Origin of the sequence: Noviherbaspirillum sp. Root189, assembly GCF_001428545.1 — a bacterium.
In the GTDB taxonomy this organism is placed as follows: domain Bacteria; phylum Pseudomonadota; class Gammaproteobacteria; order Burkholderiales; family Burkholderiaceae_D; genus Noviherbaspirillum.
In genome coordinates this window covers 1-14,482 of sequence record NZ_LMHZ01000048.1, presented here as the reverse complement: position 1 = coordinate 14,482, position 14,482 = coordinate 1, and the positions used below count along the sequence as shown (strand labels likewise).

Below are 14,482 nucleotides of genomic sequence, written 5' to 3'. Positions count from 1 at the left end.
CAGAAGGTGGTGCAGGCAGCCGGACGAGTCATCCGTACGCAATCTGACAGAGGCTACGTTTATCTGATTGATGATCGCTTCGCCCGTCCGGAAGTGCTCGGCTTGCTTCCTGCCTGGTGGAAGGTGGAGCGGCTACGCCCGCATCTGCCTGATTAACACGTCAGCCAACGTAAATCGGCAAAATCTTGCCCGCCAGGATGAGCCAGCCAGTCTGGCCTGAACCTTCGCTCCCGCATCGTCTCTGATTCCCTATAACGACCTATTGCGACGACGCCGAAATGCCGCGCAGATAAGCTATGATTATTTCGTTGCCCCTTACTGGATGCTGTTGAACATACACAAATGTGGTTAAGGCAAGGTGACCGTATGAAACGGACCGCAAAACGAACTGCACTTTTGACTTCTGCCCTGTTAACATTGCTGCATCTGCATGACACGCATGCTGCCGATGCGAAGCCAAGGCAGGTCCAAAAAAGAAGTAACAGCCAGACCGCACTGCAAAGCGAAGTATCGATTCGTGTTGCCGAATCTGGCTGGGGGAATGTGCCGACATGGCAGGTCGAACTGGTTCTGAACGCGGTGGCAGCCGAATTAATGACGCACTTCCCCGGCAAAACGCTTGGCCCTGTGCTTGTATCCCCCTCGCAGCGTGGGCCAGTCGTCTTGTATCAGAAAGGTCCCCGGCACGAGTACCAGATTCTTCTTGCAGCGAAAGATCAGCGCTGGTCCGAATACATCTACGAATTCTCACACGAGTTGTTCCATGTACTGGCGGGCTACGAGAAGCACGCGTTACCGGACAGTGCGCGCCATCAATGGTTTGAAGAAATGCTTTGCGAGACGGTTTCGCTGCACATGCTCAAACGTTTCTCCCTCACATGGCAGGAGTCTCCGCCCTTGCCAGAATGGCGCTCTTATGTTCCGACGATGCAGGCCTTCACCAAACGCGCGCTGTCGGAACCGCACAGGCAGTTGCCCGCTAACTTGACGTTCGAGCAGTGGTTTCGCACGCATGGAGCGATGCTCGCTTCGACGCCTTATCTGCGTGAGAAGAATGAACTGGTGGCGACCATTTTTCTGCCCTACCTGACCAGTAATCCGGACTGGCGTGCCATCGCTTATCTCAATGTCGATCCGTCGGGACGTGCCTCCAGCTTCTACGACTATCTCACGTACTGGTACAGAGCAACACCATCGCGGCATCAGCGCTTTGTCTCGGGTGCGATCCAACTTTTTCGCTTCAAGGTGCCGGATAAAACCGAACATACAGCCGACGCAATGTCGACGCCCTCACCTGCCATAAGTGGAGCAGGCATCAATGAAGGTCCTGCCGGCGCAATGCGACATTGAGCATTGCATGGAACCGCGGCACTTTACACTTGAAGTCCGTATGGCAGCGACATATATTGGATTCCACCCACTCCATGGGTTTTAACGCGCCGGTCAGCATGTTGCTTGCAGCGTTGCATGTTCTTACCGTACACCTGTACTGGCAGTATCGCTGCGCACTGCTATCTTCGTGTTGACAGACGTTTTTTAATTGGATGGATATCGGATCCGGGATACCCGGCATACAGTCAGTATGCCGATAGGTTTGCACGATAAATGTAAAGCTTTTCCCCTTGCCCTTATATCCTGCCGTACTCTAAACCTTCGCCATATATCACGCCGCCTATTTCTTTTTAAGTAATCGGCGCATTGCAAAAAACCTGCGATGGATCGGATTGGCGGTCCATCGCAATGTTGGCTACGTCTCATGAACCGATGCATGCATCTCGACAGCACCGATTGCAACCGAGGCCGAAACCATCGTCGCCTGTCAGGAGTTTGACATGAACACCTCGTACTCGAAATTCACTCTACCCGCAGTCTTCGCAATGATCGCTGCAAGCCATGTACACGCCGACGTAGGTATCCTGGATGGTGCAGACTCCTTCCGCGATTTCCAGTCCACCAAGTCGCGCGCAGAAGTGCGCTCGGAACTGGAAAACGATCGCACCCAGGCCTATCCGGTCACAGATGGTACGGGTTTTCGTGACGCAAATATTGGAGCACACGGCGTCGCAGGATCGCGTTATTCCACAAAGACGCGCGAAGAGGTCAATTCCGAGTTACGCGAATACAAGCAGCTGCATCAGTCTGATTCTCCCAACGATATTTATTTTGGCGGTTAAGCCATGCAATACCAATCCCAACCCATAACGCACCATGAGATCGTGTCTTTTTCCGGGGGCGCCGAGCCGTCTGCCTGCGTTGCACTCGTCGCCAATAGCCCGCTATTGACTCCTCCTGCGCCTTGCCAGTCAAAAAAATCCATCGATCTCATTTGTCACGTTACAGGTCGGGATTGGTATAAGACGAAGGCCACCATTACACGTTCCGAACAGGAGAATGATCTGGGATACTACCCGATTCAGTTTGTCAATCTGCGGTTCTGATGGAAACGGCAGGGCAGGATTATTGCGATGAAGCGTCACAATAATCCTAATGTGCCGGCATCTGGCTTGCCGTCAAAATATTTGACGAGGCATTGGTTAAACACGTCCTTGTCGTCGGTGATTTGCGCAAACAGCGTTAGCGATGAGTGGAATTTCAGATAATCCGGATAGCCGAATATCTGCTCTGCGGAATGCTCGTTGAGACCAAGTAGTATGGTGACGCATTCACGCAGGCGTTTGCCAAGAAGCGCATGATCGAGATACGCGCTTGCCTCATCCAGTGAGGCAAGCGCGTACCGCTGTGCCATATCGCTATGGCCAAGGCCACGGATTTGCGGAAAGATAAACCACATCCAGTGGCTGCGCTTGGATCCGTTTTTGAGTTCCTCGCATACTGTCTTGTAGACCGGTTCCTGCGCAGCGACGAATCTCTGCAAGTTGTAGGGATCGCTCATATTTCCTTCCCTGATGTTGTGAACGGATGTGTTTCCTATGCGGAAATTCGCCGTTCACGCGACGGGCACGAAACATCCACCAAACCGTCCATGCCCATCTTATGCAAGGTGAGAACTAGCGTGAGGTGCCAATGTTTATTTGAACTGCCACGCTTTAACGTAGTTCACTTCAAACGCATTTGATTCCCCCGTTGGCGTTCGATCATTCGGTTGGCCGCTTGCGCTGCCAAACCAGAGATCAACGATGAGATACAAGGGGTCGGACACTGTGACTTCATGTGAAAAAACTTCGCGACCATCAAAGTAGAAGGTCTGCCGGTTTGGTTCCCACTTCAGGCCGTAACGATGAAAGCCTGCTGACAGATCAGGTGTTTCCACTTTGGCATAACCTGCACGTTCGCCTCTGTCGGTCCACGTGACCGGCGCATACATCATTGGAACCGGAATGCCATCGGCATCGGGCTTGCCCCAAGGTGCTGCGCCGCCAGGGTAGGCCTCCAGAATATCAATTTCCGGGCGCCGCTCACCGATCTGGTTGAATAGCCAAAAGGCAGGCCACACGCCCTTGCCTTTTGGAAGCTTTGCTTCGATCTCAAAATAGCCGTATTTCTGGGAAAACCGACCGTCGGTATCCAGGGTTCGGTTGAAGAATTCACCATTGCTCCCACGTTGCGGCCAGATTTTGAGCGCACCGTTCCGCGTTGCATAATTTGTGGTCGATGATTCAGTGTCAGTACGATTGGTGCGCCAGACATTGCCATCCAGCTCGCCATTGAATTCGTCGACAAATGTCAGTTCAAACTGTCCATCGTCTTGACCGGCAGGACCGCCCGAGGCAGTAGATGAGCTTCCGTTTGACGACACGACTTCCGCAAGGGCCTTGGAAGTAGACGGCGCAGTACTAACGATGCTCTCTGTTGAACTCCCTCCACAGGCGGTAAGGAACGCGGTAAGCCCTATTATTGTTAGGGATGATCTGGCTGTAACCTGTGGCTTAAGAACCATACTTGTCTTCCAATCAAAAAAATCGTGTTCGATAGAGATCACTTATGATGGTTCCGGCTATTTAAAAATACAATTCGAGGGGCAACCGTGCCGGAGCAGCTAACATAAAGAATCTTTCAACACGCATTCCCTGCTGGATAGCAAGGTTCGTTGACTGGTGACAAAAACCGGTGATGAAAAGATGCGGCTTGCAGCCGCGGATAGAAGTGTCAATAAGTTGCGTCAATAGCTTATTCCAGCAATCATAAAAATTGCGTCGGCACAAAAGAAAAGGGTCTGGCTTCAGAAAAGCCAGACCCTTTTCTTTTGTGCCGCAACATAACGCCAGTCATAAGTAGCACAGGTGAAGCATACCAAGGGCGTCACTGCTCCTATTGTGATTCGTCACGCCCCTACGCACTAACCCGATGCAATGCGTCGACAGCACGCGTTACCGTGTGCGGGGCGCGGAATGCTGAGTTTGCAGCGCGTTGCGCCATCGTTCGGTTTGCCTGTTTTGCTCAAGCAAATCTTGCATCGGCCCGCCCTTTAAATTTAAGAGGCTTTCATCGATCGCCTGCAACTGTCGGATAAGCCGACCATGTTCCTCATAAAATATTTCGAGGAGATCTCCCGTCGACAAGTCTGGTGCAATTTCAAGTTGTTGACGGTGTTGCAGGGATCCTATAGTCTCCGTGACCCTAGTCAATTCCTGGCACACGGTTTTTTTCAGCGCGAGCAGATCTCTGCTCCTGAAGGAAGTGTCGCTTGCTCCCATATGTCCTCCGATTTCACGTCCGATAGAAATATCGCCAAGAAGTTCGATACGAATTAAGGATGCTCACGCCGGCATATCGGTTACTTGTTTAAGCGCCGGCCGCGGCGACAGAAGCCATGCAGGAGCAAGCTGGCAAGTTGCCAGCTTGGTTTGATACAAACACGGCCGTGAGGCAACGAGGTGTATAGTAATTCCCTGCGAGATTGTTTCTCCCAGGGCATTTTTTATTTAAATAATCCATTGTGCTGTCCGTTTTTTATATTAATTAATGAAGTGTGAAATTTGGCATTTGGTGTCCGGACTGTACAAGGCTAAGCTTCAAGCCCGTTATGAAACCACTAACGGTTTTTTCAGTCTGCAATATATGATGACATATTGATACTGCATAGGGATAAACATGAACGAAGAGGTCTCGCGGTCCGTTGTCCTGATGTCGGCCATTGAACATGCGGACCATGAACGTCGAATACTAACGGATGAAGATCGACAGTACGCGAGCCGCAGTGCAAACGAGCTTGCGCAATGGCAGGCCGCAGAAAGGGGCGAAGCGATATCGCCGGAAATCTTTCTGGAGAAACGCGCCGAGCAGGTGTTAAAGAAAGTTGCAGAGCGCCATCCCGGTTTTTCGAGATTGCTGAGCAGTCGCTACCGATGGACCATGTTGGGTGTGGCGCTGCCTCTGATTGCCTTGATATCCGGCTTTGCAATTGACCGCATTGCGGACCCGCACCGGGTCGATTTGTTGTCGGCCCCCTTGTTGCTGATCCTTGCCTGGAATGTGTTCACTTATATCGCGCTGCTGGTCTGGCCATTCATCCCTGCATTAAAGGCCAGAGTGCCGTACGGCGGCATGCTGTCGTCGCTATCGACAGGCAAGCTGAGCTTGCCGCGAAAGTTGCCTGCCACCCTGACTGCGGCGGCGACCCGGTTTGGCGAGGAGTGGACACGGTTGAGCATGCCGCTTGCGTTGGCCCGATTCAAGCGCTATGTGCATTTCAGCGCGGCATTGTTTGCCTTGGGCGCTGTGCTTTCCTTGTATGCGCGCGGACTTCTTTCACAATATCGCACTGGCTGGGAAAGCACCTTTCTGAACGCCGAACAACTACACGCCCTGCTCTCGTTCATATTTGCCCCGGCCATGCTGATTTTCCCCTTGCAGGGGTTTTCAATTGCGGATGTCAGGGCGCTGGAAGGGACGCATTCCTTGTCGCCCGCGGATGGGGCGCGCTGGGTGCACCTTTATGCCGCGACGCTTTTTTTGATCGTCATCGTTCCCCGTCTTGCCTTGTCACTGCTTGCGCGGCACAAGGAACGCAAGCTCGCCAGGCATTTTCCAATCGACCTGACGCATCCGTATTACCGCAAGCTGACCAGCAAAATCGGCAAAGCCGAAACCGCCGTGCTGCGGGTCTTGCCGTATAGTTTTACGATCGACGAAACCCGCGACAAGAATCTTTTGGTCGTGGCGCAAATGCTGCTCGGTGATAACTCACGCGTCATGCTGCGTCCATCTACCGCCTATGGAGAAAGCCCGCAAGACGCCATGAACGCGCTTAAGTCGGATAGTGCTGATGCTGCGCTGACCGTCGTGCTGTTTAATCTGAACGCGACGCCGGAGAATGAAAATCACGGCGCATTTCTCGATCTACTTGCGGTCACGTCCAAAGGACGTCCGCTTGCGCTGATTGATGAGTCTGCGTACCTCGAGCGGGTAGGCGGCCAGACTGGCGGCGATCAACGCATCAGGGAGCGTATCGCCTTATGGGTTCAGTTCTGCGAGCTGCATCAGACAGTGGCCGTCGTCGTCAATCTGCTCAATCCACTTGCCAGGGCAGAAGACATTGAACGTGGATTAACCGCACGGTCGCGCGCATGATGAACGAAATGCCAACGAATAACAGGATTCAGCTTGCCCTGATCTCGCATACCAATGCGGGAAAGACTACTCTTACCCGTACGCTGCTTGGCATGGATGTCGGCGAGGTGCGTGACGCGCCGCATGTCACGGTGAGTTCAGAGTCCCATGCCTTGCTGACAACGGAAGCCGGCGACAGGCTCGAATTGTGGGACACACCCGGTTTCGGCGATTCGGTACGCCTGCTAAAGCGCTTGAGTTTTTCGGACAATCCCATCGGATGGTTCCTGCGTGAAATCATCGACCGCTATCGCGACCTACCATTCTGGTTAAGTCAGCAGGCCATGAGAACGGCGCGCGATGCCGCAGACGTTGTGCTCTATTTAGTCAATTCGTCAGAGGATCCACGCGACACGGGTTACCTGATACCGGAAATGAAGATCTTGCAGTGGCTGGACAAGCCGGTTGTCGTTCTGCTCAATCAGATGGGTCGGCCACGACCAGCTGCGGAGGAGGCAGCAGAGCAGCAGCGCTGGAAAGACTTCCTTGCTGACTATCCCGTGGTAAAAAGGGTGATTGCACTCGATGCCTTTGCGCGTTGCTGGATACATGAGCGCGTGTTTTTCGAGGCGCTCGGAGAGCTGATCGCGCCTGCCCAGCAACCTGCATACGCTCGACTGCTGCAGGAATGGGAACAGCAGAACGAAGCCCGCCTGCATGCCGCGACCCGGCTCATTGCTGATCACCTGATTGCCGCCGCGCGTGACAGCGAGATTGTCGAGACCGGTGGCAGACCAATCGTCGGCTCGGTACTGAAGGTGATCGGTATGGGCAAGCAACGAGAGGCCGCTCATGTCAACAAGGCGATGAATGTGTTGATGACGCGATTGAACGAGCGCATATTGGCGACCACGACGGCGCTGCTCAAGATATATCGGCTCGATGCCGGCGCCGCTACCAAAATCAATGAACGGGTAAGCCAGTGTGTCGTCGTACGTGCGCCGGTCGATACAAAGCAGGCGGGCTTGATTGGTGCGCTGGTGTCAGGGGCGACCACTGGGGTATCAGCCGATCTGCTGTCAGGTGGCCTGACATTTGGCGCCGGCGCATTGGTCGGGGCGCTCATTGGAGCACTCACATTTACCGGGGCTGCGTGGGCATTCAATACGCAGACCGATCGCAACGAACCGAAGGTCCAGTTCTCTGACGAATTTCTGCGCACCCTGGTGGTGACGAGCCTCTTGCGCTACCTTGCTGTGGCCCATTTTGGCCGTGGACGCGGCAATTTTGTTGAAAGCGAAGCGCCAGCATTCTGGCAGAAAGAAGTGGAAGAACTTGTTGCCACGCATGAGAAGAAATTGAACGACGCATGGCGAAGTGCACGCAATGACAATCCAGGTAGTACGGCCGATCCAGACCGATCACAAAACGAAGCGACAGCGTCGCTCGCCAACGTATTAGCCCAGATGATTCTGGAGGTCCTGAAAAATCTTTACCCGCGCTGATCAGGTGTTGGAGGAGATGTTGCGTGTAGGCTATCTATACGTCAACTCCCGGTCATGAAGAACCATGCCTCCCGCTACGGATCTAACTGGAGCCCGTGCTTCGGGAGAACGTACATGACATCCCCGCATCGCTTCCGTACATCGACACCCGTCCTGCTTGCCCTGTTGCTATCTGCTGCCCAAGCCTGCGCAGGAGAAGTTCAAGTGCGCTTTATGCATCCGGACACTTTCACGGATTCCCAGCTGAAAGCCAATTTTGCAGGGCCGGACCCCGTTGTGTTGCAGACAATAACAAATCACTTGCTTGGTTTAGGCACGCGATGCCTGCAGGGTTCGCAGACTCTGGACGTGGAGATCCACGATATCGACCTGGCCGGTCAGCTTGAATGGTGGCATGGTGCAGGAGGTCGCGACTTGCGAGTAATGCGTGAAATGACATGGCCGCGTATGGACGTCTCCTATGTATTGCGCGGCGAGAAAGGCCATTCTTCAGAAGCACGCGAAAAAATCAACGATATGAACTATCTGTCGAACAGTTATGCGGCTCGGAACGCAACGATCGCAACTATTCCCTTACCGTATGAAAGAGCAATGTTGACGCGGTGGTTCGAGACGCATTTCTGCCAACCCGGCAAGTCGCGTGGAGGATAGTGCACATCGCTTGCTGTGCATACCGCCTTGAAGGGCGACTTGATTACCATCCGTCTTGCCTGCACATTGTGCGACATCATGCGACATCATTGTGGGACATCGCGCGGAATTAACTGCCGCATGCAGTTAGTTCATATTTTTAGGGAGCCATATCGCCCCGCGCAGAAATATCCCGTAGACAATAACAATGCCAGTTGTTTAACAAGCCGGGAAAATTAAACTGATCAGGCTTACAGCAACACAGTATTAACCGAAGGCGTCCGTTGAATGTGCAATGCGTTCAATCGGCATGCGTCTACCGACAGTAAGAACGTTGCATCTGCGGCAAGGACGATTCACCGATTTATGGGTAGAAGGCATCATGCTAAAAGTGAAACCGCCCGGAGACATGCTCTAAAACGATCTGACCGGCTATTACTCCGAAAGCTGTGCCGAGGGATAAGCCACAGCTTTCCACGTAATCCCGATCTGCACATCGGCTTTGGGCTGCACTAGCGCCAATGAGAGGTACGCTTCATCACGCTCTTTTCGTAGCCGTTCGCCCAAGGTATCTTTAAGGATTCCTGCGCCGGCCATTACGCCTTCAAACGAGTGATACGACCTCAATAATTTGGCGGCAGTCTTGATGCCAATTTTTGTTACCCCCGGAATGCCGTGATGTTTGTCACCCATCAAGGCAAGCAGTTCAATGACGCTCTCCGCAGGCACACCGTATCGTTGCTCGATCCATTCATTACCATGCCACTCCCGCCGAATGGGGTCCCAGATTCGCGCACCTTGCGACACGAGTGCCAGGTGTGTCTTGTCGTTCGACGCGATCACCACCTCGCCCCTGCCCTCCTTTAACCAGCGTTGTGCGGCAGTCGCAATCACGTCGATGGATTCCGCATTGGGTACGCTGACTGTCATCATCCCGGCATCCCTCACCAGCTTATGAAAACGTGGCAAGGCGTCTTTCAACGCTTCGGGATAAGTTGCGGTCTTGCGTTGGTAACTGGCTGACAAGGATTGTCGAAACGTAGGCCCATCCAGATCGACTACTGCCAACACATGGGTTGGCGTATGTATGTCGACCAGTTTTCTAAATAAGGCAAGCGTACTGTTCAGTGCGACGTCAACATGGGAGGAAGCAGTAACAGTACTGCTGATTCCTATCTCATAAATATGCCGCAGGATCGCAGTCCCATCGATAAGCAAAAGTGTCGCCATTGTCATTCCCCTGTCTTGTTTCCGATTCCGATTCAGAAAGCGATTCAGAGACAATGAACTGCATTGGCCGCTTCCCGTGGCCTAGTATACCGCGACGACGCCATGCTTCAATCCGCGCATTGATTACCTTCCATAAAGACCGCGGCGCAAAAAAAAAGCCCTTCTCGTAGAAGGGCAAAGAGGGCGTTGGCCCAAGGAGACAACAGGTGAAGAGAAAACGCAGGAAGACCCTCTGTACGTTATAAAAATGGATAAAGAGTTAAGTACTTCCACGCGCTTTCTTTAATTGATATGGACAAGTTCCGCGCGCTCTAACCGACGCTTCTTAGTGCGCAAATTCAAAATACGGATCGCGCATTTGCAAACCTTGTCCGGACGTTTTTGCATGGACTTCTTCCGCCGATACCCCCGCAATGTTCGCCGCAACTGAATTTGGCCAGACGATGCGCATGAGATTCGTCGAACCGGATACGCCGAAAGGGGTGCCAGCAACAACCACCAACGGCAGCATTGGAACACTAAAGCCGTGCAGGTCGGCCGCGCTGACCGCGTTGTCGACCATTTCTTCAATGTTGCATACATCCGATGCACAAACCGAGTGAATCCCCCAGATAAGTGTGAGCCATCGGGAGACGTGTACATTGGGAGTAAGGCTTAAGATCGGCGTCCGAGGCCTTTCATGCGCGACGCGAAGTGTTGTGGCGCCGGACGAGGTATAGGCTACAGTCGCCACGACCGGTAGCACGTCCGCGACCGTGCGGATGGCTGCGCAGATTGCATCCGTTGCGCTTTCGGTTTTGCGATGACTGACGGCGTTCATCATTTTGCGTTGCAGCGGATCGCTCTCAACTGCCTTGATGATCCGGTCCATCATCGAGACTGCTTCTATTGGAAAGCTGCCTGACGCGGATTCTGCGGAAAGCATCACAGCATCAACACCGTCATAAACAGCAGTTGCCACATCGCTGGCCTCTGCCCTTGTCGGCGTGGGCGACGAAATCATGGATTCAAGCATCTGGGTAGCGACCACTACGGGCTTCCCTGCTTCGCGGCACGCGCGCACTATACGCTTCTGTAGTAACGGTACCTGTTCAGCCGGAAGCTCTACGCCAAGATCTCCGCGCGCAACCATGATGCCGTCGGCTTGTTCGATGATGGCATCCAGGAAATCGATTGCAGAAGGCTTTTCCAGCTTCGCCATAACGCGCGCACGTCCATCGACAATTGACTTTAGCTCAATAAGATCATCAGGGCACTGAACAAATGACAATGCGATCCAGTCCACTCCCAGTTCCAGGCCGAATGAAAGATCTTCTCTATCTTTTTCCGTCAGTGCGGAGAGCGGCAGAATCGAACCCGGGACGTTGACACCCTTTCGATCTGACAACATGCCGCCATTTATTGCGATGGTCTCGGCAAAATTATGGCTACAGGAGACGATGCGCAGGCGTACCTTTCCGTCGTCGATGAGTAAGTCATGTCCCGGCTTGATCGCTGAGAAAATCTCCGGATGCAGCAGCGGCGCGCGTCTGCTGCAACCCGGACTTGGATCCAGATCTAAACGGAATGCCTGGCCGGCTTCAATCTGTTGCTTGCCGGCGGCAAATCGTCCGAGCCTGAGTTTGGGTCCCTGCAAGTCGAGCAAGATGCCGATAGGACGGCCGGTTTCACGTTCCAGATCACGTATTGCCTCATAACGCTTGCGATGGTCGTCATGTGTCCCGTGACTGAAATTAAGACGGAATACGTCGGCACCGCTTTCATACAGTTCACGGATTTTTTCACGCTCTGAGCTCGCTGGTCCCAGGGTCGCTAAAATCTTGGTGTTGCGCCCGCGACGGGCGTTAAGCCTGATGTTCATATGCATTCCTCTATCAAACTCAAAGTAGCGTACTGATTTAGCCGCCGTGCTTTAAATAAACTATAGATTGTCGATAGGAATTGAGCTAATCGTAATTTATTATTTGCCTCATCATTCTTTCTTATTCATTTAAGATTTTTTATAAACGATAAGCGGATAGGCCAATGACTATGCCGAGCACACACGGTACGGCGCATTAAATTTCATGGATGTCGCAGAGCGCCGGCGGATTCAAATATAAAGGCGTCAATGCAAGCTCGCTTGATGACTTAGCGTTACCGACACAGGGCAGGTCCTTCGATCTGCGTATAACGCATGTGCAGTCGCTTCAGGTCGCCGCGTGAATGAAGGGATGCGAGCACTTCATGCAATCGATCTTTTGTGCTTTTAGCGATCGTATTCGATATAGCAAGGTACTCCGCCTGGATATGTATCACTCCAGGTAGTATCCGTAACTTTGAGTGGAAATTGTTATTCGACAGTTCATGTACCAGAGACAGATCCGTCAAGTAGGCGAGTCGGCCGCGCCCTGCGATGAGCTTATTCAGATTGTTGTACATGTTGTGTGCCCCTGCATCAATATTAGTGACCCCGTTATGCAGGAGGTAATCGGCGTGGTCGGTGCCGTGTACGACAAGTACAATCATGTTCTTATTGTGACCTTTCAAACCATCGAACGTCACGTTATCGACAGGGTCGTCCACTCTGGCTGCAAGACGCGTTTCGGTCCAATACAATGGCGTGTCTAAAAACGAAAATAATAATTCGCGTTTTTGTGTGCGCCCTATTCCACAGAATATATCCAGCTCGCCCTTTGCCAGACTCGCTTCAATCCTGAGTTTCGGGTAAAAGCGGTCATAGCCGGTAAATTTAATGTCGGGTGCCGCGGCTTCAATGGCTTTTAGAAAATCGATGCACAAGCCACGCATTTCTCCGTTTCTCATCAGGTACTTTGGTGCGCTATCTTCAGCCGCAGTGCGTAGCTCGACAGCTTGTGCGGCCGTGAATCCCGTTATCAGAAATATGGTACAAAACAACCGCTTCAACAATGTAACAGACGGCATCATGGCAACCCCAAAAAGACTACGTAAGGTTTAAATGAGGTGCTTATCCGCAATAAGTTAGTCCGGACTCTTTTATCTGAAGTGTTGACACACCCCAGGGCGCTTTAACAAGCAGTCATCACCAGTTTGACGGCGATGACTGCTACTGCTGCAAAGATCTCGGAAAAGAGGAAACGCTAAACCGGCAAATACCGAATTTGCGTTGCGTCTATTCCCAGGCGAACAGGCGCGGATTCGGCAAATGGAGTCATCCCCGAATAATGTGCCTGATCCGCCGTAACAAGAGATTGCCCGACGCGCACGCGGTAACGGGTAAATTCTCCAAGAAACTCAGTATGCTCTACTGCCCCGTTTAGCCACAGAAAAGCACCGTCCCGAACGCTATCGCCTACCTGCATCTTGATCGTATGAGGCCGGAAGCTGATTGCCATCCGTCCAGCGCGGGCTTCAGGATGCTTCGGCAAAATCATATCTCCAATGCCTGGCGCTTTAAAGCGTACGACATCACCATTAATCTGATCAATCTCGCCGGTAAGGAGATTAGTGGTGCCGACAAAGTTGGCCACGAAGGGATTGGCCGGATAGTCGAACAGTGCGGCCGGCGTACCCAGCTGCTGCACAATGCCTTTGTCCATCACCGCCATCCGGTCAGCCGTCGTCATCGCTTCTTCCTGGTCATGCGTGACAAACACCGTGGTAATGCCAAGCTTGCGTTGCAGGTCCCGAAGCTCTTCACGCATCTGCACGCGCAGCTTCTTGTCCAGGTTCGACAGCGGTTCGTCGAGCAGCAGCACCTGCGGTTCGATCACGATGGTGCGCGCCAGCGCAACACGCTGCTGCTGGCCGCCNCAGCTTCTTGTCCAGGTTCGACAGCGGTTCGTCGAGCAGCAGCACCTGCGGTTCGATCACGATGGTGCGCGCCAGCGCAACACGCTGCTGCTGGCCGCCGGAGAGCTGGTTCGGACGCCGATTCGCGTACTGCGACAGGCTCACCAGTTCCAGCGCCGCTCCCACCTTTTGCCGGATGGTCGCCTTGTCCACGCGCCGCTCGACCAGGCCGAACGCGACATTGTCCCAGATCGTCATGTGCGGCCACAGCGCATAGCTCTGGAACACCATGCCGATGTTGCGCGCATGCGGCGCAACGCCGGTGATGTCGCGGCCGTCGACCAGCAGCTCGCCGCGCTGGTGCTGGTTGAAGCCTGCGATCAGCCGCAGCAGCGTCGACTTGCCCGAGCCGGACGGCCCAAGCAGCGCGAAGAATTCGCCCGGTTCGATGCGCAGGTTGATGTCTTTCAAGACTTCCGTCTTGCCGCCGTCATACGACAGCCCGATGTTCTTGCACTCTACTGCGATCTTTTTCAGTTGCTTCATGATGTCACCTCTGTTCCCTTGACTGCAATTTGTCCGGCTGTAGGTGCCGGGATATGGGTTTTCACTTCTGGCAATGCATCTGGTTCTTCGTCATCGACCTGGCGGGAGCGGGTCAGCGCGGAGGTGCGCTCGACGATCACATGCGATGCATACGTGCCCAGCGCCACGATGACCACCGCCAGCACCCCCATCGCCGCACCCGGACCGCGTCCCGCCACGCTTTGCATGTACAGGTAAATCCCGTAACTCATCGGCGCCTGCGATTCCGACGTCGTCAGCAGGATCGTCGCCGACAATTCCACCGCCGC

The 14,482-nt window shown here is 53.4% G+C and carries 13 protein-coding genes and 2 pseudogenes; 6 read left to right on the top strand and 9 right to left on the bottom strand.

Annotated elements, in window-relative coordinates; all coding sequences use genetic code 11:
- The 3 genes from ASE07_RS28405 to ASE07_RS22610 all read left to right on the top strand — a co-directional run.
- Positions 1–156: helicase C-terminal domain-containing protein (locus ASE07_RS28405; protein WP_156396906.1), on the top strand; the 156-nt coding region annotated here is incomplete at its 5' end.
- A gap of 210 nt (positions 157–366) precedes the next feature.
- Positions 367–1,350, top strand: a complete 984-nt coding sequence (locus ASE07_RS22615; RefSeq protein WP_057293090.1) for a hypothetical protein — start codon at positions 367–369, stop codon at positions 1,348–1,350.
- A gap of 482 nt (positions 1,351–1,832) precedes the next feature.
- Positions 1,833–2,174, top strand: coding sequence for a DUF4148 domain-containing protein (locus ASE07_RS22610; RefSeq protein WP_057293089.1), 342 nt, complete (start codon positions 1,833–1,835; stop codon positions 2,172–2,174).
- A gap of 299 nt (positions 2,175–2,473) precedes the next feature.
- On the opposite strand, the gene ASE07_RS22605 is transcribed toward ASE07_RS22610, so the two are convergent.
- The 3 genes from ASE07_RS22605 to ASE07_RS22595 all read right to left on the bottom strand — a co-directional run bounded on the left by ASE07_RS22605 (position 2,474) and on the right by ASE07_RS22595 (position 4,655).
- Positions 2,474–2,893, bottom strand: a complete 420-nt coding sequence (locus tag ASE07_RS22605) for a DUF1810 domain-containing protein (protein ID WP_057293088.1) — start codon at positions 2,891–2,893, stop codon at positions 2,474–2,476.
- A gap of 135 nt (positions 2,894–3,028) precedes the next feature.
- Complete coding sequence (locus ASE07_RS22600) at positions 3,029–3,940, bottom strand: glycoside hydrolase family 16 protein (protein WP_235548569.1); 912 nt, start codon at positions 3,938–3,940, stop codon at positions 3,029–3,031.
- 388 nt (positions 3,941–4,328) lie between these two features.
- Entirely contained in the window at positions 4,329–4,655 is a 327-nt protein-coding gene (locus ASE07_RS22595; RefSeq protein ID WP_057293086.1) for a hypothetical protein, read from the bottom strand.
- Between the two features lie 397 nt (positions 4,656–5,052).
- On the opposite strand from ASE07_RS22595, the gene ASE07_RS22590 reads away from it, so the two are divergent.
- From ASE07_RS22590 to ASE07_RS22580, 3 genes are all read left to right on the top strand, one after another.
- On the top strand, positions 5,053–6,531 hold the full coding sequence (locus ASE07_RS22590) for a DUF2868 domain-containing protein (RefSeq protein ID WP_057293085.1): 1,479 nt from the start codon (positions 5,053–5,055) through the stop codon (positions 6,529–6,531).
- An 8-nt stretch (positions 6,532–6,539) separates the two neighbouring features.
- Complete coding sequence (locus ASE07_RS22585) at positions 6,540–8,015, top strand: DUF3482 domain-containing protein (RefSeq protein ID WP_057293092.1); 1,476 nt, start codon at positions 6,540–6,542, stop codon at positions 8,013–8,015.
- Positions 8,016–8,129: 114 nt separating this feature from the next.
- Complete coding sequence (locus tag ASE07_RS22580) at positions 8,130–8,666, top strand: DUF3016 domain-containing protein (protein ID WP_057293084.1); 537 nt, start codon at positions 8,130–8,132, stop codon at positions 8,664–8,666.
- A 414-nt stretch (positions 8,667–9,080) separates the two neighbouring features.
- On the opposite strand, the gene ASE07_RS22575 is transcribed toward ASE07_RS22580, so the two are convergent.
- From ASE07_RS22575 to ASE07_RS30015, 6 genes and pseudogenes are all read right to left on the bottom strand, one after another.
- Entirely contained in the window at positions 9,081–9,875 is a 795-nt protein-coding gene (locus tag ASE07_RS22575) for a 5'-3' exonuclease (protein ID WP_057293091.1), read from the bottom strand.
- A gap of 325 nt (positions 9,876–10,200) precedes the next feature.
- A complete protein-coding gene (gene pyk, locus ASE07_RS22570; protein ID WP_082584397.1) occupies positions 10,201–11,736 on the bottom strand; it encodes a pyruvate kinase in 1,536 nt (511 codons plus the stop codon).
- Between the two features lie 275 nt (positions 11,737–12,011).
- Positions 12,012–12,803 carry a substrate-binding periplasmic protein gene (locus ASE07_RS22565; protein ID WP_082584396.1) on the bottom strand — a complete coding sequence of 264 codons (792 nt, stop codon included), beginning with the start codon at positions 12,801–12,803 and terminating at the stop codon, positions 12,012–12,014.
- A gap of 173 nt (positions 12,804–12,976) precedes the next feature.
- Positions 12,977–13,561 (bottom strand): annotated as a pseudogene (locus ASE07_RS30025) (ABC transporter ATP-binding protein); the annotation flags it as partial.
- Positions 13,562–13,649: 88 nt separating this feature from the next.
- Positions 13,650–14,165: ABC transporter ATP-binding protein (locus ASE07_RS30020; RefSeq protein ID WP_235548570.1), on the bottom strand; the 516-nt coding region annotated here is incomplete at its 3' end.
- 5 nt (positions 14,166–14,170) lie between these two features.
- Positions 14,171–14,482, bottom strand: a pseudogene (locus ASE07_RS30015) (iron ABC transporter permease); the annotation flags it as partial.